This is a genomic window from Nocardiopsis ganjiahuensis DSM 45031 (genome assembly GCF_000341085.1).
Classification (GTDB): domain Bacteria; phylum Actinomycetota; class Actinomycetes; order Streptosporangiales; family Streptosporangiaceae; genus Nocardiopsis; species Nocardiopsis ganjiahuensis.
Window position 1 is genome coordinate 153040 of the sequence record NZ_ANBA01000015.1, and the last position, 21394, is coordinate 174433.

25 protein-coding genes and 1 pseudogene are annotated in these 21394 nt (G+C 71.3%); 12 read left to right on the forward strand and 14 right to left on the reverse strand.

What is annotated here, in order from left to right:
* Entirely contained in the window at positions 1-789 is a 789-nt protein-coding gene (locus D458_RS0122210) for an ABC transporter permease (RefSeq protein ID WP_017588937.1), read from the reverse strand.
* Positions 786-1667 carry an ABC transporter permease gene (locus D458_RS0122215; protein ID WP_239648037.1) on the reverse strand — a complete coding sequence of 294 codons (882 nt, stop codon included), beginning with the start codon at positions 1665-1667 and terminating at the stop codon, positions 786-788. Before D458_RS0122215 ends, D458_RS0122210 begins: the two co-directional genes overlap by 4 nt.
* A gap of 170 nt (positions 1668-1837) precedes the next feature.
* Between D458_RS0122215 and D458_RS0122220 the strand changes: the two genes are divergently transcribed.
* The 8 genes and pseudogenes from D458_RS0122220 to D458_RS0122255 all read left to right on the forward strand — a co-directional run bounded on the left by D458_RS0122220 (position 1838) and on the right by D458_RS0122255 (position 7179).
* Positions 1838-2824, forward strand: coding sequence for a LacI family DNA-binding transcriptional regulator (locus D458_RS0122220; RefSeq protein WP_017588939.1), 987 nt, complete (start codon positions 1838-1840; stop codon positions 2822-2824).
* 273 nt (positions 2825-3097) lie between these two features.
* Positions 3098-3838, forward strand: coding sequence for an SDR family oxidoreductase (locus tag D458_RS0122225; protein ID WP_017588940.1), 741 nt, complete (start codon positions 3098-3100; stop codon positions 3836-3838).
* A 37-nt stretch (positions 3839-3875) separates the two neighbouring features.
* The gene (locus tag D458_RS0122230; RefSeq protein ID WP_017588941.1) at positions 3876-4484 is read left to right on the forward strand and encodes a TetR/AcrR family transcriptional regulator; all 609 of its coding nucleotides are present in this window, start codon (positions 3876-3878) and stop codon (positions 4482-4484) included.
* A 78-nt stretch (positions 4485-4562) separates the two neighbouring features.
* On the forward strand, positions 4563-4844 hold the full coding sequence (locus D458_RS0122235) for a SelT/SelW/SelH family protein (RefSeq protein WP_017588942.1): 282 nt from the start codon (positions 4563-4565) through the stop codon (positions 4842-4844).
* Positions 4845-5170: 326 nt separating this feature from the next.
* Complete coding sequence (locus tag D458_RS36510) at positions 5171-6229, forward strand: hypothetical protein (protein ID WP_152521209.1); 1059 nt, start codon at positions 5171-5173, stop codon at positions 6227-6229.
* On the forward strand, positions 6226-6453 hold the full coding sequence (locus tag D458_RS0122250; RefSeq protein WP_017588945.1) for a hypothetical protein: 228 nt from the start codon (positions 6226-6228) through the stop codon (positions 6451-6453). The genes D458_RS36510 and D458_RS0122250 overlap by 4 nt, the downstream gene beginning before the upstream one ends.
* Positions 6453-6644, forward strand: a pseudogene (locus tag D458_RS37685) (GntR family transcriptional regulator); the annotation flags it as partial. The gene D458_RS0122250 and the pseudogene D458_RS37685, both read left to right, overlap by 1 nt.
* Before the next feature lie 82 nt (positions 6645-6726).
* On the forward strand, positions 6727-7179 hold the full coding sequence (locus tag D458_RS0122255) for an SgcJ/EcaC family oxidoreductase (RefSeq protein ID WP_017588946.1): 453 nt from the start codon (positions 6727-6729) through the stop codon (positions 7177-7179).
* A gap of 61 nt (positions 7180-7240) precedes the next feature.
* Here D458_RS0122255 and D458_RS0122260 read toward each other — a convergent pair whose 3' ends face one another.
* The 5 genes from D458_RS0122260 to D458_RS0122280 form a co-directional block, all read right to left on the reverse strand.
* Complete coding sequence (locus D458_RS0122260) at positions 7241-7618, reverse strand: roadblock/LC7 domain-containing protein (RefSeq protein WP_017588947.1); 378 nt, start codon at positions 7616-7618, stop codon at positions 7241-7243.
* 3 nt (positions 7619-7621) lie between these two features.
* Entirely contained in the window at positions 7622-7915 is a 294-nt protein-coding gene (locus D458_RS33990; protein WP_017588948.1) for a hypothetical protein, read from the reverse strand.
* Complete coding sequence (locus D458_RS0122270; RefSeq protein ID WP_017588949.1) at positions 7912-8808, reverse strand: MarR family transcriptional regulator; 897 nt, start codon at positions 8806-8808, stop codon at positions 7912-7914. Before D458_RS0122270 ends, D458_RS33990 begins: the two co-directional genes overlap by 4 nt.
* Entirely contained in the window at positions 8805-9020 is a 216-nt protein-coding gene (locus D458_RS0122275; RefSeq protein ID WP_017588950.1) for a hypothetical protein, read from the reverse strand. The genes D458_RS0122270 and D458_RS0122275 overlap by 4 nt, the downstream gene beginning before the upstream one ends.
* Before the next feature lie 429 nt (positions 9021-9449).
* Positions 9450-10214 (reverse strand): enoyl-CoA hydratase/isomerase family protein, encoded by a 765-nt coding sequence (locus tag D458_RS0122280; RefSeq protein ID WP_017588951.1) that lies wholly within the window; start codon positions 10212-10214, stop codon positions 9450-9452.
* A gap of 174 nt (positions 10215-10388) precedes the next feature.
* Between D458_RS0122280 and D458_RS0122285 the strand changes: the two genes are divergently transcribed.
* Positions 10389-10730, forward strand: a complete 342-nt coding sequence (locus D458_RS0122285) for a UBP-type zinc finger domain-containing protein (RefSeq protein WP_017588952.1) — start codon at positions 10389-10391, stop codon at positions 10728-10730.
* Positions 10731-10783: 53 nt separating this feature from the next.
* Here D458_RS0122285 and D458_RS0122290 read toward each other — a convergent pair whose 3' ends face one another.
* Positions 10784-11347, reverse strand: a complete 564-nt coding sequence (locus D458_RS0122290; RefSeq protein ID WP_017588953.1) for a PadR family transcriptional regulator — start codon at positions 11345-11347, stop codon at positions 10784-10786.
* A 137-nt stretch (positions 11348-11484) separates the two neighbouring features.
* Between D458_RS0122290 and D458_RS0122295 the strand changes: the two genes are divergently transcribed.
* Both D458_RS0122295 and D458_RS0122300 read left to right on the forward strand, forming a co-directional pair.
* Positions 11485-11916 carry a nuclear transport factor 2 family protein gene (locus D458_RS0122295; protein WP_017588954.1) on the forward strand — a complete coding sequence of 144 codons (432 nt, stop codon included), beginning with the start codon at positions 11485-11487 and terminating at the stop codon, positions 11914-11916.
* Between the two features lie 194 nt (positions 11917-12110).
* Positions 12111-13352 carry a cytochrome P450 gene (locus D458_RS0122300; protein WP_017588955.1) on the forward strand — a complete coding sequence of 414 codons (1242 nt, stop codon included), beginning with the start codon at positions 12111-12113 and terminating at the stop codon, positions 13350-13352.
* Between the two features lie 14 nt (positions 13353-13366).
* Here D458_RS0122300 and D458_RS0122305 read toward each other — a convergent pair whose 3' ends face one another.
* From D458_RS0122305 to D458_RS0122330, 6 genes are all read right to left on the reverse strand, one after another.
* A complete protein-coding gene (locus tag D458_RS0122305; protein WP_017588956.1) occupies positions 13367-14665 on the reverse strand; it encodes a cytochrome P450 in 1299 nt (432 codons plus the stop codon).
* Positions 14662-15294 (reverse strand): GTP-binding protein, encoded by a 633-nt coding sequence (locus D458_RS33995; protein WP_017588957.1) that lies wholly within the window; start codon positions 15292-15294, stop codon positions 14662-14664. Before D458_RS33995 ends, D458_RS0122305 begins: the two co-directional genes overlap by 4 nt.
* Entirely contained in the window at positions 15275-15661 is a 387-nt protein-coding gene (locus tag D458_RS0122315) for a DUF742 domain-containing protein (RefSeq protein ID WP_017588958.1), read from the reverse strand. The genes D458_RS33995 and D458_RS0122315 overlap by 20 nt, the downstream gene beginning before the upstream one ends.
* Entirely contained in the window at positions 15658-16077 is a 420-nt protein-coding gene (locus D458_RS0122320) for a roadblock/LC7 domain-containing protein (protein WP_026119581.1), read from the reverse strand. The genes D458_RS0122315 and D458_RS0122320 overlap by 4 nt, the downstream gene beginning before the upstream one ends.
* Before the next feature lie 98 nt (positions 16078-16175).
* Entirely contained in the window at positions 16176-17972 is a 1797-nt protein-coding gene (locus D458_RS0122325) for a sensor histidine kinase (RefSeq protein WP_017588960.1), read from the reverse strand.
* A gap of 310 nt (positions 17973-18282) precedes the next feature.
* Positions 18283-19347 (reverse strand): LacI family DNA-binding transcriptional regulator, encoded by a 1065-nt coding sequence (locus tag D458_RS0122330; protein ID WP_026119582.1) that lies wholly within the window; start codon positions 19345-19347, stop codon positions 18283-18285.
* A gap of 191 nt (positions 19348-19538) precedes the next feature.
* Here D458_RS0122330 and D458_RS0122335 point away from each other — a divergent pair, with 191 nt between their 5' ends.
* The gene (locus D458_RS0122335; RefSeq protein ID WP_017588962.1) at positions 19539-21377 is read left to right on the forward strand and encodes a glycoside hydrolase family 2 protein; all 1839 of its coding nucleotides are present in this window, start codon (positions 19539-19541) and stop codon (positions 21375-21377) included.
* Positions 21378-21394 lie beyond the last annotated feature (17 nt).

The following is a 21394-nucleotide window of genomic DNA, read 5'->3' on the forward strand; positions in this document are numbered from 1 at the left end:
CTAGCGGCCGAAGACCTTCGTGAAACCGACCATGCGTTCGGTGGCGAAGGCGACCGCGACGCTGAGTGCCAGAAGCAGCACGCTGACCGCCGCGACCACCGGGTCGAACGAGGACTGGACGTAGTTGAGCATCTCCACCGGCAGCGTCGCCACGCCCGGGCCGGTGAGCAGGAGGGACAGCGGAACGTTGTTGAGGGAGGTGATGAAGGCCAGGATGGTGGCCGAGAGGATGCCCGGCGCCATCACCGGCAGGGTCACGGTGAAGAAGGTGCGCACCGGACCGGCGCCCAGGCCGCGGGCGGCCTCCTCCAGGCGTGCGTCGGCCAGTGCCAGCGAGGCCCCGACCACCCGGACGGTGTACGGGAGCAGCAGGACGGTGTGTCCGACGATCAGGGCGCCGAGCGCGGTCACCCGCATGCCGACCATGAGCTGCTGGAACAGGGCCAGGCCCAGGACCAGCTCGGGGACCACGATCGGGGCGAAGAACAGGTTCTCCATCACCCGGCGGCCGCGCGGGTTGCCCCGGTGCAGTGCCAGGGTCGCGGGGACGCCCAGGAACAGGGCGAGCAGGGTCGAGACGGCCGCGACGACCATGCTGGTGCCGAAGGAGTCGACGAACGGGCCGTACTCCAGGGCGGCGGAGAACCAGCGCAGGGACAGGCCCTCCGGGGGGAAGGCCAGGGTGCTTCCGGCGGTGAAGGCGACCCCGACCAGGATCACCACGGGACCGAGCATCAGCACGAAGGCGGCCGCCGCGAGCAGGGAGAGGAACGGGCGTCTCAGGATCATGAGGTGGTGCTCCCGATCTTGCCGAGCCGGTTGGACAACGCGCTGGCCACCAGGACCAGCACCGTCATCACCAGGGCGATGGCGCTGGCCGAGGGCCAGTCGAGGCTGACGTTGACCCGGCTGTAGAGCAGGGTGGACAGGAGCCGCTCCCGGGGGCCGCCGAGAAGCTGGGGCGTGGTGAAGGCGGTGACCGCGCCGGCGAAGACCAGCGTGCAGCCGACCAGCACGCCGGGCAGGGCGAGGGGGAAGACGACGTCGCGGAAGGCGCGGCCGGGAGAGGCGCCCAGGCCGCGGGCGGCGTCCTCCAGCCGGTGGTCCTGCTGGGAGAGGCTGGAGTAGGTGGACAGGATCATCAGGGGCAGGAACAGCTGGACCAGGCCGAGCACGATCGCGGTCTCGGTGTAGAGCAGTTGGACCCGGCCCAGGCCCAGCGCCTCGCTGACCTTGCTGATCAGGCCGTTGCCGCCGAGCACCACGATCCAGCCGTAGGTCCGCACGACGGTGTTGAGCAGGAGCGGGAAGATCGCCAGGGCGAGGAGGCGGCCCGGCCAGGCCCCCGGGGCCCGCGAGATCAGGTAGGCCACCGGGAAGCCCATGGCCAGGCAGAGCGCGGTGGTCAGGACGGAGACCCGGACGGTGCGCGCGATCACCGGCAGCAGGTAGGGGTCGGTGAGGAGGCTGCCCGTCTCCCGCGCGACCGTGGCGGGGTCGCCGTCGGGCGGCCAGGCCAGGGTGGTCACCACCGGGTAGCAGAAGGCGAAGAGCATGACGGCCAGCCCGGGGACGAGCAGGACCGTGACGGGCGGGCGTGGGAGGAGACGGCGGCGCGAAGCGACTCGGGCGGCCTCTGCGGTGGGTGACGGGCTGGGCAATTCCACTCCCGGTCGCTGTCAGTGGGAAGTTCGGGGATCTTTGTGCTGTCTTATCTGCGAAGACAACTGCAAGCGCTTCTGCAAGCGCTTGCAACACCGTAACCTCAGTTGGGCACCACGCCAACCCCCGCGGCCACGAGTGTGACCGGGGGCACCATGACCTGCGAGGAGTTGGAATGGCGAGTCTGGACGACGTGGCCAGGGAGGCCGGCGTCTCGGCGTCCACCGTGTCGCGGGCGATGTCGCGGCCGTCGATGGTCGCCGAGTCCACCCTGGTGAGGGTGCGCGCCGCCGCCGAACGGCTGGGATTTCGCGTCAACCCGGCCGCCCGGGCGCTGACCACCGGGCGCAGCGGGTTCTTCGCCCTGCTCGTCCCCGACCTGGACAACCCCTTCTACGCCGCCACCGCCACGGCCGCGCAGGACCTGGCCGGTGAGAGCGGCCGGCGGGTGATCATCGCCGTGACCGGCGGGGACCCGGACCGGGAGGCGGAGGCGCTCAGCGAACTGGAGAGCCAGGTCGACGGCTTCGCCGTGCAGTCACCGGTGAGCTCGGCCGCCGACCTGCAGGAGGTGCACCGGCGCAAACCGGTGGTGGCGATCAACCGCCGGGTGCCCGGCCTGACCTCCTTCACCGTCGACACTCCCGGCGGCCTGGGCACGGTCTACGACCGCCTGGTGGAGCTCGGACACCGCGAGGTCGCCTACCTCGCGGGCCCGCCCAGTTCGTGGATGGACCGGCACCGGCGCGCGGAACTGGTCGAGCACGCGGCCCGGTACCAGCTGCGGGTGCGGGTCTTCGGGCCGGTGCGGCCGGCCTTCGCCGAGGGGGCCGCCACCGCACGGGAGATCGCCGACTCCGGCTGCACCGCGGTCCTCGTCTACAACAGCCTGCTCCTGCTCGGCGTCATGTTCGAGTTCGGCCGTCTCGGCGTGCGGGTGCCCGCGGACATCAGCGTCGCCGCGGCCGACGACATCGCCCTGGCCGACCTGCCCGGGCCGCCGATCACGGCGGTGCGCACCCCCGCGGACGAGCTGGGGCGCGCGGCGGTGTCCGCGCTGACCGAGATGGTGGACGGGGAGCCGGGCCACCGGCCGCGGGGGCGGAGACTGCCCACGACGGTCCGGATCACCGACTCGCTGGCACCGCCGCGCACCGCGTAGCGGCGCCTGAACGTGCAGGAACGAACGTTCAGGGAACGCGGAGTCCAGTGACGGCGATGTGCTCGTAGGGGTGGTCGCAGTAGGACCCCTCCGGTCCCGGGACGGTACCGGCCTCGGCCTGGAGGGTGACCGCTGTCGCGCTCACACCAGGGTGTGCCGAACTCGAAAATCCACCAGCGCCCGGGTCACGTTGCCCCCAAGCATATGGACGAACCGTTCACATAGTGGTTATATGGACGTGTCGTTCACTTACCCGAGCAGGAAGACAGAACCATGAGCACCTCCACCACCGAACGCGTCGCCCTTGTCGTCGGCGGCTCCGGCGGCATCGGCCGGGCCGTCGCGGAGCGCCTGGCCGCCGACGGCCTGGCCGTCGCCGTCCACTACGCCGGGAACCCGGCCAGGGCCGACGAGGTCGCTTCGGCGATCACCGAGGCGGGCGGCAGGGCGATCACCGTCGGAGGCGACGTCGCCGACGAGAACGCCATGGCCGCCGCGTTCGACATCGTCGAGGCGGCCTTCGGCGGTGTCGACGTCGTCGTGAACACCGCCGGGATCATGATCCTGGGACCGATCGCCACCTTCGACCTCGACGACCTCGACCGGATGCACCGCACGAACATCCGGGGTACCTTCGTGATCGCCCAGCTGGCGGCCCGGCGGGTGCGCGAGGGCGGAGCGGTCGTCAACTTCTCGACCAGCGTCTCGCGTCTGCAGTTCCCCACCTACGGCCCCTACGTCGCGAGCAAGGCGGCGGTGGAGGGCATCACCCTGGTCCTCGCCCGGGAGCTGCGCGGGCGGAACATCACCGTCAACACGGTCGCGCCCGGCCCCACCGCCACCCCGTTGTTCCTCGACGGCAAGGACGAGGCCACGGTCGACCAGCTCGCCAAGGCGCCCCCGCTGGAGCGCCTCGGCCGCCCCGAGGACGCCGCCGAGACCGTCTCCTTCCTCGCCGGACCGGCCCGCTGGGTCAACGGCCAGACCCTCTTCAGCAACGGCGGCATCGCCTGAACCCGCCCCGGACCACCATCGAAAGCAGGTAGGCACCATGACCGGAGAGGTCCGCGGCTCCCGCGGGCGGGGGAGGCGTCCCGCGGAGGAGGTCCGCGCGGACGTGCTCCGCGCCGTCGGCGAACTCCTCCTGAGCGAGGGCACGGGCACACTGTCGTTCGAGCGGGCGGCCCGCGAGGCGGGGGTGAGCAAGACGACCCTCTACAAGTGGTGGCCCTCCAAGGGCGCCTTGGCCCTGGACGCCTACTTCCACGCGGTGGAGCCCGCGCTGAGCTTTCCCGACACCGGGGACGTGCGCACCGACCTGAAGAGCCAGCTGCGCGCCTTCACCCGGGTGATGACGCGGACCCCAGGGGGCCGGATCCTCACCCAGCTGATCGGCGAGGCGCAGACCGACGAGGAGCTGGCCAGCGCGTACCGGAGGCTGTACTCCACCGAGCGCCGCCGGCTCGCCGCGGAACGGCTTTGCGCGGCCCAGGAAGCGGGACAGATCCGGGATGGGGTGGACGTGCGGGTGCTCATCGACCAGCTCTGGGGGGCGGTCTACCACCGACTGCTCATCCCCGACGAGCCCGTCACCGAGGACTTCGCCGTAGCTCTGGTGGACAACCTGATGGACGGCATCGCCACGGGTGGTTCCGGATGACGGCGCCCGCGGACGCCGGCGCCCCGGGGTGACCCCGGTCCGCGCGGTGCGGGCATACTGGGGCCCGTGACGGAACAGGTGAGGACCCCACGGCTGGAAATCGAGTACTGCACGCGCTGCAAATGGCTGCCGCGCGCGACCTGGATGGCGCAGGAGCTGCTCACCACCTTCGAGGCCGAACTCGGTGAGGTGGCCCTGGTCCCCGGAACCGACGGTGTGTTCGAGGTGCGCGTGGACGGCGAGACCGTCTGGTCCCGCAAGAGAGACGCGGCCTTCACCGACGCGGCCGACATCAAGAAGCTGGTCCGCGACCGCGTCGCCCCCGACCGCGAGCTCGGCCACTCCGAACGCCGCGTCTGAGGCCCGGCCGCCCCGGGTCCGGCCGGACGGGCGCCGTCGCCCGAACCGGACAACGTCCCGGCGGACCGTGACCATCAAGCTCAGCAGCCAGATAAGCCACCCTGGTCTGCCCCGAGCCCGACTCTCACCGAACCTGTTCCACTCCCCGCTTCGGGTGGGTTACGCTGTCCCCGTTGTCGCGGCAACCTCCCCTTCAGCCTCAGGACCCGGCCGTCCCGAGATGGGGCAAGGACTCTCCCGTAGTTCCCGCGAGCGTTGTTCGACATTTCCGCAGGATGTACTGACCTACCTCCGAACGCTCGGCCGGGGAGCGTCGAGGGAGACGTATGTCCAGGATGTCTAATGCTCAGCGCGCCGCCAAGGCCCACGCGAAGGCGACCGGCACCTTCTACAGGGTCTGCAGGGAATGGGCCGAACAGGGGTTCCTCTCGAACCGGAAGGCCCTTGCATTCAGCCCTGATCAAGACCCCGCAGAGGCCGTGCGCCTGTGCGCGAAAGCCACTAGGACCCCGGAGAAGGCCTGCCTCGAGTGGGCCGAACAAGGTTTCATCTCAAAGCTCCGCCCGGTGCCAGACGCTTGCTCTCCACGACAGCGCAGCCTTGAGGCCTTCCTGGTCCACGTGCTCGCCAACGCGTTCAGGGACGAACAACTCGACAGCGTCGCCCTCGGCCTGGTTCGTGTCGACCCTCTTCCCGCACAGCCGGTGCTCCATCTCCACCCCGAGATGGCGAACACGGTTGTCCGGGAGCTTCTCCCCCATTACGACCACGCCTACCAAGGCGTTCGAGGCCTCCCTGGCCTACGTCCCGACCTCGAACCAGGACAGGAACTCGAACCGGGGCAGGACCTGATTCTCATTCATACGGCGGGCGGAGCTTCGGTTCGACTCCGACACCCTGACCCCGAGTGGTCTCCCACGCTGCCCGACAACACCCCGCAAGATGTACAACTGTGGAGAAGCCACCCGAAGTCCCCCGGTCCTCGCGAACGACCGACCTTGGCATTCTGGCTCGGAGAGAACGAGCTGCATGGTCGAAAACGTCGACAAGATCGTGACTGGCTCCTCAGTCGCCTGTTGCGTCGTCCCGGATTGCTCAACATCACGGGTCGCTCCCACCCCTGGGTGAACACCTATACACACGCTTACCTTGACGTCGTGTTCGAATGGTGTTGCGGGACCGTCATCAGTGACGTGGCCGACAGCTTGCTCCACAGCGGAGTGGTCGCCGCGACCCGGGATAGCGGCGAAGGAGAAATTAGCACCACAGGCACCCTCAAACTGGGCGAGGCCCGGGCCACTCTTCGTTGCCAGACCAACTGCCGGATCGACCCGCTCATCCGCGACCAGGTCATGGCCGAGAACCTCGCCAGGCACTCCGGATGACCACCGCGCTTGTCTGCACCGCGATCGTTCCTGTCCTGCTCGCCGTGGTGAAGCTGCTTCGGGACGCCGTCATGGTGCGCCATGTCAGGGCGCTGCTGGACGACTGCGAACCGGAGCAACGGGTGCCTGTCATCATGAGACTCGTGGATCGTCTGTACCCGATCAGCAAGCGGGCAGAAGGCCGGGACGGCGATAGGGTCGGGCCCTGCTGTGGACATGCGTGATGTCTTCGGGGGTCGGCACCGCCGGGGGCTCCGCGCCCCTGTCCTTCCCCGGTCCAAGAGGAAGTGTCGTGCCGAGACCGCTGCTCGCCGACGAGATCGCCCAAACTCTGCTGGACCGCATCGTCGACGGTGACCTGACCGCCGGAGGCAGAATGCCCTCCAAGAACGAACTGGGCCAGGAGTTCGAGGTCAGCCGCCTCACTGCCTTACTCCAGCTCATCCAAATCCGGCGCATGATCGAGACAGGGGCCGCAGCAGAGGGGAGGGCACGAGGTGTCGGTGAACGAGGGGCCGGAGGGTGTTCCGGAGCGCTTCGCGCAGGCCTGGAACCGTGGCGACGCCAGCGGGATCGCCGCGCTGTTCGCGCCGGACGCGGACTTCGTCAACGTGGTCGGGCTGTGGTGGCGTGACCGGGAGAGCATCAGACGGGCCCACGAGCACGGGCTTCGGGTGATCTTCCCGGGTACCACCATGCGGGTGTCCGGGGTCCGGGTCCGCATGCTCGGCACGGAATCGGCCGTCGTGCACTGCCGGTGGTCCATCGACGGCCAGGTGATGCCCGACGGCAGCCCGGCAGGGCGTCGGCGCGGGGTGTTCACCTTCGTCGTGGCCAGGGCTCCCGAGGGCTGGACCGCGGTCGCCGCGCACAACACCGACCGGGTCTCGGGCGCCGAGAGCCTCGCCCGGCAGGACGGCGGCCTCTCCCCCGTCGATTACCGGCCCTGAGTCCTCTCCCTCGCCGACACCCCTCGACCGGGGGTTCAGGGACCCCCCATCAGGCCCCGGGTCAGGTGACGGGGGTGACCTCCAGGAGGGCGCCGATTCTCTCGATGGTGCGACGGGCCTCCCGTCCCAGGGTCCGGCCGTCCATGCCCTCGTCGCCCATGACGGCGAGCAGGGCCTCGGCGCCCACGGCGTAGACCACGACGTGCCCGCCCTGGCAGCGGATCTCCACCTCGTTGAGGGGCCCCAGGGAGACCTCCGCCGCGGTGCGTTTGCCGAGGCCGAGGCTGGCGGCGGCCAGCGCGGCCAGGGCCTGGTCACGGATCTCCGGACTGTCGGAGGCCACCACCAGACCGTCCGAGGCCGCGACCACCCCACCGGTCACACCCACCACGCGCTCGCGCAGGTCGGCCAGTTCGCGGACGATCTCGTCCTGGACCATCGTTCACTCCCCTCTCCTGCCGTCGTCACCGTGCGACGGCTCTCCCTGTTCGTCGAGTCCATCCAGTTCCTCGAGCGCGCGCCGCACCCGTTCCAGCGGGACCGCCGCGCGCCGCGTCCTGCGCAGCGCGGCGATCGGTCCGGGTTCGGCCGCGTCCGGGCCGAACAGCCCCGGGCGGGGGCGCGGGCCCCTCGGCACCGGCGCGGGGACGCGCTTGGGCAGTCCGCGAACCCCGCCGGGGCCTTCCGCTTCCTCAAGCTCCCCCGTACTTTCCGGCAGGCTCTCCTCCCGGGTCATTCCTCGTCTCCCAGCAGGTCACCCGGGACGTGGTGAGCCGCGTTCAGGCGGGCGGCCACTTCCGGGGGCAGGCCGGTGTCCGTCCCGGGCGCGAGGTGCGTTCCGTCGGCGCCGGGCCGCCGCTGGGTGAGCGGCCGGGGTCCGGGGCCGTCCTGCCCGCGCTCGGGCAGGCGGCGGCTGAGCGGCCCCCCGGGCGGGCGCGGCGCGGTCTCGACCAGGCCCCGCTCGGCCAGCCTGACCAGGTCGGCCATCACCCCGCTCACGTCCCGTCCCAGCGCGAAGGCGAGGTCGCGGGGGGTGCGGCGGCCGTCGGCGCGGGCCAGGAGGTCCCGGTGGACGGTGGAGGGCACCGCCTCCGGTGCCCCGGACGCCACCGGGCGCAGCCGGGCCAGGTCGGCCGGCGGGCCCCACCTGCGTCCGACGGCGTCGTGGCGGCGTGCGGCCTCCCGCAGGGCCGGGCCGGGTTCGACGCCCTCGTCCAGGCGCAGCAGCGGCGGCAGCGCGCCGGGCCGGACCTCGCCGCCGCGGTTGGAGGGGGTCAGGCCCATCGCGAAGACCCCGTCCAGGAGGGACCGCTCCAGGGTGAGTTCGAGCAGCGCGGCGCTCACGTGACGGCGGGCGAGGAGTTCGGCGCCGAGGTCCCCTGTGGTGAGGGCGTGTGCGCGGGCCGCCGCCCAGTCCTGTTCGGGCACGGCGCCGGACCGGAGCAGCAGGGTGTCGGGGGCGGGCGCGGCCGGGGTCCGGGCCGCGACCAGGAGCCCCTGCCGGAAGTGGAGGGTGGTGTCGGGCGGGCCGAACACGAGCAGCGCACCGGTGAAGGACTCGTGGTGGAGGCTGCGCATGTCCGCCGCCAGGCCGCCGTACGGGGCGGGGCCGGTCCCGGTGGGGCTCATGCCAGCAGGACCTCGGCTCGCTGGTCGAGTTCGCGCCGGGCCAGGGCCAGGTTGGTGCGTGCCCGGTCGAAGACCACACTCAACAGCGGACCGTCCGTTCCGGGAACGGGTACGGGGCGGATGACATGGTGGTGTTCGGTGGTGGTTACCACAATGCTCTCGGTCTCGGCCCGGCTTTGGCCGCTTCCGGCCAACTGCGCGATCTGAGCCATTTGATAGGACTCACCGACACTCTCCGCGGGAAGCAGGAGAGACCGTTCCCCCACCCTCGCAAAAGCGTGCCCGGTGGCTCGGTCCACCAGCATCGCCGCACGTGAGCCCGTACATTCGAGTACGCTCTCCACCGCTTCCGCAACCCTTGGCACAGTCCTCCCCCGACGCGCCGTTCCCCATTCCAGGACCGCAACCTATCGGGTGAAAGCCTCCTGGCGAAGGAGTCTCCCATAACAATCATCGGACGCATCAAGCATGAAATGACGGTTGGTCTATTACCTCGGATGCTTTTTGTGGACTTAAGTCATCAAAGCACTCACCCGTGTCCGGTGTCCCCGGGAAGGCCCTCCGCTCACACCGCGACCGCCGCCGAGGAGGCGCCGGGCGCCGGGGGCCGAGCGCCGGGGGCCGAGCGTCGGGGGGCGCGGTCACTCCCCTGTGAAGGTGGGCCTGGTGCGGTTGAGGGAGGCGGTGACCCCGGCCTCGTTGTCCTTGGTGCCGAGCAGTTTGGTCTGTTCGACGACCTCCCGGTCCAGGGCGGCGGGCAGTTCGGCGAGCAGCTCGGCGCGCATGGTGGCCTTCATCGAGCGCACCGCCAGAGGGGCGGAGAGGGCGATGCGGTGTGCCTGGCGGACCGCCTCCCCACGCAGGTCCGCCTCGTCCGCCAGCAGGTCGGCGAGGCCGATGGCGTGCGCCTCGGTACCGGTGACGCGGCGGGCCGTGTAGAGCATGTCGGCGGCCTTCTGCCGGCCCACGATCCGGGGCAGTGAGGCGGTCAGGCCGAACCCCTGGTGCAGGCCCAGGAGGCCGAAGTTGGCGTGGAACCGCGAGGAGGGGGCGGCCACCCGGAAGTCGGCCGCGCAGGCCAGTCCGAGTCCGCCGCCCACGGCCGCGCCCTGGACCGCCGCGATCACCGGCACCGGCAGTGAGAACAGGCGCAGGCCCTGGCCGTAGATGGCGCTGAGCGTGCTGACCGGGGTGTCTCCGACCCCGCCGGAGGCGAAGTCCACTCCCGCACAGAAGTTCTTGCCCTCCGAGCACAGCACGAGGACACGGCAGTCCCCGGCGGCGAGCTCCTCGGCGGTGTCCGCGAGTTCGGTCAGGACGCCGAGGTCGAAGTGGTTGTTCGGCGGGCGGTGGATCTCCAGGACGCCGACGTGACCGTCGACGCGCACGGACAGCTCCTCGCTCATGGGAGTGCCTTCCAGGTTGTTGGGGCCCGTCGTTCGGGGCGGGCGGCGACGAGGTTACCGGTCGCCCCCGCCGACCGCGGCCACCGGGATCCGGGGAGCCGTGCGGCGGGGTCGCGCACCCGGGTCCGGGCGTGGTTCACGCTCCTTCCCGGTCGCGGTGGGTAGCGTGACGCCATGAGCAACGAGATCGACCCGACCGTCCCGCCCAGCGGAGACGGCTGCCAGGAGTGCCTCGCGGGCGACGGCTGGTGGGTGCACCTGCGCCGCTGTGCGGCCTGCGGACACGTCGGCTGCTGCGACAGCTCGCCCGCCCAGCACGGAACCCGCCACTTCCAGTCCACCGGACACCCGGTCGTGCAGAGCTTCGAGCCGGGTGAGGAGTGGTTCTACGACTTCCGCACCGAGCAGGTCGTCCAGGGCCCCGAGCTGGCCGCACCGACCTCGCACCCGCAGGACCAGCCGGTTCCCGGACCCGCCGACCGGGTTCCGGACAACTGGAGGCGGTCCGCCAACTAGGCGGCCGTGCCCCTGTCTCCCGGCGCAGTCCCAGGACCGCGCCGGGAGCGGGATCATCGCGGCTCGGCCCGGCGGCGCTCCAGGACGGCCAGGGTGGCGGCGCCCCAGCGCAGGTTCTCCTGTTCGTGGGAACGGCCGCGCTGGAGGGTCAGGTAGGGACCGACCCGTTCGGCCTCGCGCAGGTAGCGCTCCTCGTCGAGGCCGCCGCGCATGCGCTCCGCGAGGCGGTCGTAGCGCTCCAGCTTGGCGCGGCACAGTTCCATGCGCTGCTCGAGCGCGGTGATCACGGCGTCGAGGCCGGTCTCGTCCGCGGCCTGGAGCTTCACGAGCAGGTCGTCGCGGATCGCCGTGGGCCGGGAGGGCTGGTGGCTGAAGGAGCGCAGCACCTCGCGCCCGGCCTCGGTGACGGTGAACAGGCGCTTGTCCGGTCGGCGTTCCTGCCGCACCACCCTGGCGCTGAGCAGGCCCTCGCCCTCCAGCCGTTCGAGCTCGCGGTACAACTGCTGCGGGGTCGCCGACCAGAAGTTCGCGACCCCGGCGTCGAACCGTTTGGCCAGGTCGTAACCGGAGGCCTCACCCTCCAGGAGCGCTGCCAGAACCGCCTCTCTCAGTGCCATCCAGACAAATTAGCACCCTGGTGACCAACCAGGTGATTAGGCAGAGGCGCGATTGGTCAACGAGTCCACTGGTCAGCCCTCGGGGCGCTTGCTACTCTCCGAAGCACCTATTCAAAAAGTTGCATAAGGGGAGAACCGTGCACGACTTCCGCAAGGCCGTCGAGGCCGACGACCACGACACGATCCGCGCCCTGCTCGCCGAGGACGTGGTGTTCACCAGCCCCGTCGCCTTCGAGCCCTACGCCGGACGGGCCATCACCGCCGCGATCATCAGGGGCGTCAGCCGGGTCTTCACCGACTTCCGGTACGTGCGCGAGATCAACGACGCCGGCGGCCGCGACCACGCCCTGGTCTTCGAGGCGACGGTCGGCGGCAGGAAACTCAACGGCTGCGACTTCATCCACACGAACGAGGAGGGGCTGATCGACGACCTCGTCGTCATGGTCCGGCCCCTGTCCGCGGCCACCGCCCTCGCCGAGGCCATGGGAGCCCAGTTCGACCGAATCGCCCGGGAGGCCCAGGAGGAAGTGGAGCGGGAGGAGGGTCCGGGGAGCGCGGTACAGGCCTGATCCGGCCCGGGGTCCCTTCGCGGACACCCGAATCCACCGGTTCGGGCCGTGTTACGGACACCGGGGAAGCGGACTTAGCACCCTTTTCACCTGGATATCGAGTTCCGGGCCGATCAGGGCTGGATCACGTCCGGACGTCTGCCTACTGTGAGGGTTCCTCGGCACCCGTCTTCCAGACTCTGGAGCGTGACCGCTTGACCAGCGCCCACAGCATCCCGGACCTGCTCTCCCCCGAGTTCTCCGCCGACCCCTACCCCGTCTACTCCCTGCTGCGCGAACACTCGCCCCTCCTGTGGCACGAGCCCACGTCCAGCTACGTCCTCTCCCGGTACGAGGACGTGCGGCGGGTCTTCCAGGACCGGGAGGGCGCCTTCTCCACGGACAACTACGGCTGGCAGCTGGAACCGGTCCACGGCCGGACCATCCTCCAGCTCGACGGGCGCGACCACTCCACCCGCCGGGCCCTGGTCGCGCCCGCCTTCCGCGGCCGGGAGCTCCAGGAGCGCTTCCTCCCGGTGATCGAGCGCAACAGCCGCACGCTGGTCGACGCCTTCCGCCACGAGGGCCGGGTCGACCTGGTCTCCCAGTACGCGACCCGCTTCCCGATCAACGTCATCGTGGACATGCTCGGCCTGGACCAGGGCGACCACGACCGCTTCCACGACTGGTACACCGCGATCATCGCCTTCCTCGGCAACCTCGCCCAGGACCCGGAGGTGGCCGCCGCCGGGCTGCGCACGCGCGACGAGTTCGAGGCGTATCTGCTCCCGGTCATCGCCGAACGCCGGGAGAACCCCGGGGACGACCTGCTCTCCCGGCTCTGCCAGGCGGAGGTCGACGGCACCCGGATGACCGACGAGGAGGTCAAGGCCTTCTGCAGCCTCCTCCTGGCCGCCGGCGGGGAGACCACGGACAAGGCTCTGGCCGGCCTGTTCGCCAACCTGATCGCCCACCCGGAGCAGCTCGCGGCCGTCCGGGAGGACCGTTCCCTCGTCCCCCGCGCCTTCGCCGAGTCACTGCGGCTGACCCCTCCGGTGCAGATGATCATGCGCCAGGCCGGCCGGGACGTGGAGATCGGCGGCGGCACGGTGCCCGCCGGGGCGACCGTCACCTGCCTGATCGGGGCGGCCAACCGCGACCCCGCCCGGTTCACCGAACCGGACTCCTTCGACCTGTCCCGCCCGGAACTGGACGGGGCCACGTCCTTCTCCGCCGCCGCCGAACACCTGTCCTTCGCGCTCGGCCGACACTTCTGCGTGGGGGCGCTGCTGGCCGAGGCCGAGGTCCGGACGGCGGTGAACGACCTGCTCGACGCCATGCCGAACCTGAGGCTGGCCGAGGGCGCCGAGCTGGTCGAACAGGGCCTGTTCACCCGAGGGCTGCGCGAGCTGCCCCTGGAGTTCTCCCCGGTCCCCCGGCCCCGGGCCGTCCCCTGACCGGCGCCCCGCCCCTAACCGGTGCCGCGCCCCTGACCGACGATGGGGCTGAACCGCGCGGGGAGCTCGTACAGCCCGCGCATCCACACCGACGGCCGCCACCGCAACCGGTCCGGGGGCACGGCCATCCGCACGTCGGGCAGCCGGTCCAGGAGGGTCTCCACCGCGGTGCGGGCGATCACCTCCGCTGTCTCGGGTGCGGGGAACGGACAGCCGTGTTCCCCGTGCCCGAACGACATCTGCGCCCGGTTGGTCCCGTAGATGCCCAGGTCACCGGTGTTGAGCCGGGGATCGCAGTTGGCCGCGGCCAGGCCCAGCACCAGCAGGTCGCCCCGCTTGATCCGGCGCCCGCCCAGTTCACAGGACTGCACCGCCCACCGGCCGATGAAGTTCTGGGTGGGGGTGTTCTTCCACAACACCTCGTTGAGCGCCTCGCCGGAGCTGCTGCGGCCGCCCTGCAGGGTCAGGGAGAAGTCGTCGTCGAGCAGCATGAGCCGCAGCGTGTTCCCGATCCAGTTCCCGGTGGGCGCCTGGGCCGCCGACATGATCACCAGCAGGTCGATGACCACCTCCTCGTCGGTGAGTCCGGCCGGGTGCAGGAGCAGCCGGGAGGGGATGTCGTCGCGCGGGTGGGCCCGCCGCTCGCCGACGATCCGCCGCATCCGCTCCTGGACCCGGTGGTGGGCCTGGCCCGCGTCGGCGGTGACGTCCAGGGAGACGAGGATGTCCCGGACCATGTCGGAGACCTCCTGCGCCGGCAGGCCGTACAGCCGGGCGATCACCCCGGCCGGGATGTGGTGGGCGTACTGGCTGACCAGGTCGGCCTCGCCGTCCCCGGCGAACTGGTCGATGAGCCCGTCGGCGACCCACTGGCACAGCGCGCGCAGGTCCGCGCGGTCCGTGGCGTCGAGGGCGTCACCGATCGCCCCGGCACGCCGCTGGTGTTCGGCGCCCTCGGCGAACATCACCGAGGGGGTCCACATCACGTACGGCATGAGCGGCCAGTCGTCGTCGACGTGGTCCCACATGTTCCAGCGGCGGCAGTCCCGGGCGAACCACTCGGGTCTGCCGGTGACGTGGTGCAGTTCCCGGTAGCCGAGCACGAACCACGCGGGGATGTCGCCGTCGAGGAGGATGGGGGCCACCGGGCCGAAGCGTCGGCGCATCTCCTCGTACAGCGGTACCGGGTCCCGGGCGATGTCGGGCCCGTAGAAGCGCATGGCGTGCTCGTGTGCGGGTGAGAGGGGCACGGGCCCCCGGGCCGGGGGGACGCTCGCCCCCTGTGCCCCGAAGGCTCCCACGGTGTTGTTCACGATGACATCTCCGGTGCTGACGTGGGCGGACGGTACCTGGCCAGGTGGTGGACGAGGGCGATCAGGACGTCGCGGCTGGACTCCCGGCGACGGGCGTCGCACTCCAACAGGGGAACGTCGTCGGACAGGTCCAGGGCGGTGCGTACCGCGTCCAGGTTCGGCCCCGGGCCGAACCGGTTGACCGCGACCACGAACGGGGTGCGGTGGTGTTCGAGGCGGTCGATGGCGTACCAGGACTCCTCGACCCGGTTGGTGTCGACGAGCACGACAGCGCCGAGACTGCCGGTGAAGAGCTGCTCCCACAGGAACCAGAAGCGTTTCTGGCCGGGGGCGCCGAAGAGGTAGAGGACCCGGGTGGCGTCGACGGTGATCCGGCCGAAGTCGAACGCGGCCGTGGTGGTGCGCTTGTCGCGGACCGCGCTGAGGTCGTCCACCCCGGCGCTGGCCTGCGTCATGACCTCTTCGGTACTCAACGGGCGCATCTCGCTGACCGAACCGACCATGGTCGTCTTCCCCACGCCGAATCCGCCGACGATGACGATCTTGAGCGCGTTGCTCGCGGTACTGGCCAGGGGGAACCGTCCCGTGGCCGGCGCGGCCGCGGGGGCGTCAGAGGCGTTGGAGGGCAAGGAGCACCTGCTTCAGGGTGTCGGGGTCGTGCCGTGGCCCCTTCCGGGGGGAGGAGGTCGTGGAGGGTACGGGGTGCCGGGCGGTCACCGCCCCGGTGTCCAGCAGGTCGGTGAGAAGGATCCGCACGACGCTCACCGGGAGCCGGAGCTCCGCTGAGATCTCCACCACGGCGATGGGGTGGACGCACAGCCGGAGGATGTCGGCGTGCTCGGACTGCATGTCGGGCCCGGGGTCGGACTCGGCGACGACGAGGGACACCGAGTCGAGGGCGGGGTCCTCGGCGTCGCCGCGCCCCCCGGTGACCGTGTACAGCCGGTCCGGTGCCTCCGCTTCGAGGGGTTCCGAGTTCAGGGGTCGCGTGTTCATCGGGGCGGGTCCACCTCGTGGGGCCCGCGGCGGGGCGCGGCCGTGAGGTGCCCGCCGATCTGCTCGACGAGTTCGTTCATGTGGTGGGCGACCACGCCGACGTCGGCCTCGTGTCCCGCGATGACGGCCAGGTGGGCACCCTCGCCGGCACCGACGATGAGCAGGAGGCCGCCTCCGTACTCCAGCATCGCCTGGCCCGAGCCGGTCGCGTCGCCGAACTCGGCGGAGGCGCTGAGGGACAGGCTCTGGATCCCGGCGGAGATCGCGGCGAGCTGGTCGGCCCTGTCCTGGTCCAGTTCCCGGGTGTGGCACATCTTGAGCCCGTCCCTGGACAGCACCAGGACGTGCCGGATGCCCGGGGTCCGGTGGCGCAGGTTCTCCAGCATCCAGTCGAGGCTGGCGTCCGTGGTCGTCATGGGGACTTCGGGGCAGCGGTCCGGACTCGGTACGGCCCGGTGCCCCTCCCTCCGTTCCTCTTCGTTCGGTTTCCGGTGGTACGCGGTGGGGGCCGTGCTCATCGACCGTCCTCCCAGGTGCTGTCCGGGCTCTCCTCCTCCGGGGCGCCGCCGGCGTCACGGAAGGCGGCGAACCGGGTGGGGAGCCCGTTGCGCGTGCGGGGGTCGAGGGAACGGCGTTCGGTCGGGAAGAGCTGTTCGGGGTTCTCCCGGACCGCCTCGGCCAGGGTGTGGCCCCGTCGGCGCTGGGGCAGGTTGACCGGCGGTTCGGGCGGGGACTCCTGTTCGGTCCCGGCGGTGGGGGCGGGGCGGGCGGCGTCCCGGCGGGCCAGGGGCGGGCGTTCCGTTCCGTCCGGATCCGCGCCCGCCGTGGACGGGTCGGCCACGGCGGGGGGCACGGGGGCCGGGGAGGCGGGAGCGACCGCGGCCGGAGGCGGGGCGGGAGCCGGAGTCGGGGAGGCAGGCGTGACAGCGGCCGGAGGCGGGACGGGAACCGGAGGCGGGGCGGCGGCCGCGCGCGGGCGGCGCTGGGGGACGCGGGGTTCGGTGATGAGGTTGGGCGGGATGAGCACGACCACCCCGACCCCGCCACGGGCGGAGGGCCGGAAGCTCACCTTGAGGCCGTACTTGTCCGCCAGGCAGCCCACGACCGCCAGTCCTGTCCGGGTCCCGGGGAGGGTGGCCAGGGTGCGGGGTTCGGCGATGAGGTTCTCGGCGACCCGGCGTTCCCGGTGGCGCAGGCCCAGCCCGCTGTCCTCGACCGTGACGGTGACCCCGGTGTCCTCCTCCTGCACGTAGACGTGGACGTCGGTGCCGTGCGCGGAGAAGTTGGCGGCGTTGTCCATGAGCTCGGCCAGCGCCTGCATGACCCCCTCCGCCGCGTACCCGACCACCGCCACCTTGCTGGTGTAGTGCAGCCGGACACGGCGGAAGGCGGTGATGCGGCCCATGGCCCCGCGCAGGATGCTCTCCATCACGATGGGGCGGGTCCAACGGCGCCCGGAACGCCCCTGGGCGAGGACGACGAACGCGTCCGCGAGGCGGCCGGTGCGGGCGACGTTGTGGTCGACCGCCAGCAGGTCGTGGAAGATGTCGGGGCGGTCGCCGTAGCGGTTCTCCAGATCCCGGAGCTGGGCGAGCAGGGTGGTCAGGTGCGCCTGGATGCGCCCGCCGGAGTTGGCCGCCGAGACCAGGGCGGTGGCGGAGCGGCGCTCGCCGGCCAGGATCTCCTCGAGGACGCGTCGGCGCAGGTGGGCCACGGGCGCGTGGACGTCCTGGAACTCCTGCTCGAGGACCTCGACGGCGGTGGTGCGGTCCTCGCGGACCCGGTGCACGATCAGCGGGAGCACGGCGTCGGCCAGGTCGGTGACCTCGTTCTCGATCTCCGCGCGCGCCGCCCGGTCCTCGGCCGAGCGGCGCTCGGCGCCGGCGACCTGGGTGGTGACGGCATGGGCGAGCCGGTCGACCGTGGGGTGGGTGGGGCGGGGGTGCGCGGAGAGCACGGCCTCGACGGGGCGTCCCTCGCGGGCCGCGTGGGCGAGGGCGGGCAGGAGCGCGTCGACGACCCGCCCCGTCTCCTCCTCCAGGGTCCGCGCACCGCCGCTGACCCTGGTGCCGTGGGCACGGGCGATGCGCGCGGCGGCCGCATGGTAGGCGGCGGTGGCCACGGCCGCGCACAGCAGCAGGCCGGCCACACCGACGACCAGGGCGATGACCGATCGGGCCGCTTCGGGGCTCTCGATCACCGTCCAGGACCAGGCCGGGGCGGTCAGGGCGGAGGTGATCAGAAGAGCGACGAGTGCCTGTTGGCCGGGGCGCAGGAAAGGGCGTTTCCGGTCGGACAGGTGTACTGCCATGAATGCATTCCTCGCGGCGTTTCGGGCGGATGGAGGAGCCGTTACCGTTCCGCCCGCCGGTGTCAGGGGCAGGGGAGAACACCCCGGACATCCCGGAGGTGGGACCTTCCGAGGTGGATGGATTTCACGTTAGTCCACCCCCGAGAAGAACGGGGAGTTTCTCGTAACCAAGCCCACCGGCCAGCACAAAAACCCTCGAAGCGCTTCGCCGCAAACCCGCTTTAAATGGACATTGCAGCATTGGGTTCTTTTGTCTGAACGAAGAGTGTTTTGACCTTTTTCGTTTTTTCGCTTCGGCGCCCGGAAGGGATCAGGACTTCGGTCCGCTGCTTTCCCGGACCAGGAGGGTGTGCCCGACGACGATCTCCTTCGGAGCGGGATCCCCGGGGGTGGAATCCTCGAATGCGGAAACGGTCCCCTCCGCCGCTTCCCGGGAGGACGGGGCGGAAGGGGAGCGGCGGGCCTCGATCTCCTCCATGAGCAACTTCACCGCCGCACGCGCCAGGCCCGGCTTGTCCGGTGAGACGGTGGTCAGGCTCGGCACGGAGCAGCGGCCCAGGGCGATGTCGTCGAACCCGGCCACGGCCACGTCCTCGGGCACCCGCACCCCGGCGTCGTAGAGGGCGCGGATCGCCCCCAGCGCCAGCGGATCGTTCAGGCACAGCAGAGCGTCGGGGGGCCGCGGGGAGCGCACGAGCTCGGCGGCAAGGTCGGCGCCGTCCTGCCAGTGGAAGTGCCGGGCCGGCCGCACGAGTTCGGGTTCGTACGCCAGCCCGCGGGCCTCGACGGCCTCGCGGTAGCCCTGGGCGCGCAGTTCGGCGGTCCCGCTCGGGCCCGGCGGGCGGCCGCCGATCACCGCGATGCGCGTCCGTCCCGCGTCGAGCAGGTGGTCGGTGGCCTCGCGCGCGGCCCTGACGTTGTCGATCGTGACGTGGTGGTGCCGCCCCGCCTGGGGCGTCTCGCCCAGGAGCACGACCGGCAGCCGGGAGCGGTGGGCGGCGAGGTCGTCGTCGTCCATGGCCAGCGGGTTGAACAGGACCCCGTCGACGAAGTCGGTGCCGAACCCGTCGAGGGCCGCCATCTCGCGCTCCCGGCGGGCCTCGGTCTGGTGCACGAGCACGGTCCGGGAGTGCTGTTCGGCCTCCCTGATGATCAGGTCGGAGAGTTCGGCGAAGTACCCCAGGTCGAGTTCGGGCACGATCAGGGCGATCACCCCCGACTCGCCCCGGCGCAGGTGGCGCCCGGCGAGGTTGACCCGGTAGCCCAGGGCCGCGATGGCCTCCTCCACGGCCGCTCGGGTCCTGGGGCTGACGTTCGGGTGGTCGTTAATAACGTTGGAAACCGTCTTCTGCGAGACACCCGCACGTCGCGCCACATCCTTGATACGCGGCCTGTTCCCCAAAGCCACCTCCGTTCCGCGCCATCCTAGCCCGCTGTCCCTCGGGGCGGCGGAGGCCGCCCGTCCCCGGTGGAGGGATTTACATCGATGTAAAAATATGCTCACATAGTTCCCTACATGACGCGGGTCACACATCTGACCGCCGTGCCTTCACCGAGGGGAGCCTCATGCAGTCACCCACACCGTCCGAGAGCGGGCCCTTCGCGCCGCCGCGCCCCGAGTACCCCCGCCCCCAGTTCGCCCGGGCCGACTGGCTGTGCCTGAACGGCTCCTGGGGTTTCGAGATCGACCGCGGTGACAGCGGCCTCGAACGGGGTCTGCGCGACGCGGAGCTCGCCGGAACCATCACGGTCCCCTTCTGCCCCGAGTCCGAGCTCTCGGGTATCGGTGACACCGACTTCATGGAGGCGGTCTGGTACCGGCGCACCGTACGCGTCCCCCAGGAGTGGGCGGGTCGGCGCACGCTGCTGCACTTCCAGGCGGTCGACCACGACACCACCGTGTGGGTCAACGGCGTGGAGGTGGCGCGCCACCGGGGCGGGTTCACCCCCTTCACCGCCGACCTGCACGGGGTCGCCGAGCCCGGTGAGGAGGCCGTCGTGGTCGTGCGCGCACGCGATACCCGCCACGGCCCGCAGGCCCGGGGCAAACAGGCCACCTGGTACGCCAACTCCGGCTGCCACTACACGCGCACCACCGGGATCTGGCAGACCGTGTGGATGGAGCCGGTGCCCGAGACCCACTTGCGGCGCCCGCGCGTCACACCCGACCTCGCCAACGGGGCCTTCCACGTCCGCCTCCCCCTGTCCGGCCCGCGATCGGGGCTGCGGGTGCGCGCCGTCCTCGGCGACGGGGACGGGGAGGTCACGGCCGCCGAGGTCCGCGCCGACCTCGACACCGCACCGCAGCTGACCCTGATGATCCCCGAGGGCCGTCGCCGTGCGTGGTCCACGCAGGACCCCCACCTGTACACGCTGCGCCTGGAACTGGTCGACGCCGGGGGCGCGGTCGTGGACGGCGCGGAGTCCTACGCGGGGCTGCGGTCGGTCTCGATCGAGGGCAAGGCCGTGCTCATCAACGGCGAGCGCGTCTTCCAACGGCTCGTCCTGGACCAGGGCTACTACCCCGACGGACTCATGACCGCGCCGGACGACGCGGCGCTTGTGCGCGACATCGAACTCGGCCTGCGCGCGGGCTTCAACGGCGCACGGCTGCACCAGAAGGTCTTCGAGGAGCGCTTCCTCTACCACGCCGACCGGCTCGGCTACCTGGTGTGGGGCGAGTTCGGCGACTGGGGCTGCGCGACCGACGGCCCGGCCGCCCTGGACAACCAGCGGCCCGACGCCTCCTACGTGGCCCAGTGGCTGGAGGCCGTGGAGCGCGACTACTCCCACCCCAGCATCGTCGGCTGGTGCCCGCTCAACGAGACCTTCCAGCGGCTGCACGACCGCACGACCTCCCTCGACGACGTGACCCTGGCGATGTTCCTGGCCACCAAGGCACTGGACCCCTCGCGCCCCGTGGTCGACGCCTCCGGTTACTCGCACCGGGTGCCCCGGACCGACGTCTACGACTCGCACAGCTACGAGCAGGACCCGGACGCGTTCCGGGAGCAGATGCGCGGGCTGGCGGAGGACTCCCCCTACGTCAACAAGGGCGACGACGGGAGCGCCTGGTCCACGGCCTACCGCGGGCAGCCCTACTTCTGCAGCGAGTTCGGCGGCATCCGGTGGGACCCCGACACCGACCGCGGCGGGGATTCGTGGGGCTACGGCAGCGACCCCCGGACGCCGGAGGAGTTCCACGCCCGTTTCGAGGGCCTGACCGGGGTCCTCCTGGACGACCCCCACATGTTCGGTTACTGCTACACCCAGCTCACCGACGTGTTCCAGGAACGCAACGGTGTCTACCGGTTCGACCGGAGCGAGAAGCTCGACACCGCCCGCATCGCCGCCGCCCAGCGGCGCACGGCCGCCTTCGAGAAGGACGGCCCGCAGCCCGGCTGACCGAGCCCCTCCACCGG

Excerpts from the sequence above, each read along its gene's own strand:
- D458_RS0122280 (WP_017588951.1), bottom strand. The coding sequence starts at position 10,214 with ATGAGCGAGGAGCTGTCCGTGCGCGTCGACGGTCACGTCGGCGTCCTG.
- D458_RS0122315 (WP_017588958.1), bottom strand. The coding sequence starts at position 15,661 with ATGAACACGCGACCCCTGAACTCGGAACCCCTCGAAGCGGAGGCACCG.
- D458_RS0122320 (WP_026119581.1), bottom strand. The coding sequence starts at position 16,077 with ATGACGACCACGGACGCCAGCCTCGACTGGATGCTGGAGAACCTGCGC.
- D458_RS0122260 (WP_017588947.1), bottom strand. The coding sequence starts at position 7,618 with ATGGTCCAGGACGAGATCGTCCGCGAACTGGCCGACCTGCGCGAGCGC.
- D458_RS0122220 (WP_017588939.1), top strand. The coding sequence starts at position 1,838 with ATGGCGAGTCTGGACGACGTGGCCAGGGAGGCCGGCGTCTCGGCGTCC.
- D458_RS0122285 (WP_017588952.1), top strand. The coding sequence starts at position 10,389 with ATGAGCAACGAGATCGACCCGACCGTCCCGCCCAGCGGAGACGGCTGC.
- D458_RS33990 (WP_017588948.1), bottom strand. The coding sequence starts at position 7,915 with ATGACCCGGGAGGAGAGCCTGCCGGAAAGTACGGGGGAGCTTGAGGAA.
- D458_RS0122230 (WP_017588941.1), top strand. The coding sequence starts at position 3,876 with ATGACCGGAGAGGTCCGCGGCTCCCGCGGGCGGGGGAGGCGTCCCGCG.
- D458_RS0122335 (WP_017588962.1), top strand. The coding sequence starts at position 19,539 with ATGCAGTCACCCACACCGTCCGAGAGCGGGCCCTTCGCGCCGCCGCGC.
- D458_RS0122290 (WP_017588953.1), bottom strand. The coding sequence starts at position 11,347 with ATGGCACTGAGAGAGGCGGTTCTGGCAGCGCTCCTGGAGGGTGAGGCC.
- D458_RS0122225 (WP_017588940.1), top strand. The coding sequence starts at position 3,098 with ATGAGCACCTCCACCACCGAACGCGTCGCCCTTGTCGTCGGCGGCTCC.
- D458_RS0122325 (WP_017588960.1), bottom strand. The coding sequence starts at position 17,972 with ATGGCAGTACACCTGTCCGACCGGAAACGCCCTTTCCTGCGCCCCGGC.
- D458_RS0122270 (WP_017588949.1), bottom strand. The coding sequence starts at position 8,808 with ATGAGCCCCACCGGGACCGGCCCCGCCCCGTACGGCGGCCTGGCGGCG.
- D458_RS0122210 (WP_017588937.1), bottom strand. The coding sequence starts at position 789 with ATGATCCTGAGACGCCCGTTCCTCTCCCTGCTCGCGGCGGCCGCCTTC.
- D458_RS36510 (WP_152521209.1), top strand. The coding sequence starts at position 5,171 with ATGTCCAGGATGTCTAATGCTCAGCGCGCCGCCAAGGCCCACGCGAAG.
- D458_RS0122250 (WP_017588945.1), top strand. The coding sequence starts at position 6,226 with ATGACCACCGCGCTTGTCTGCACCGCGATCGTTCCTGTCCTGCTCGCC.
- D458_RS0122275 (WP_017588950.1), bottom strand. The coding sequence starts at position 9,020 with ATGGCTCAGATCGCGCAGTTGGCCGGAAGCGGCCAAAGCCGGGCCGAG.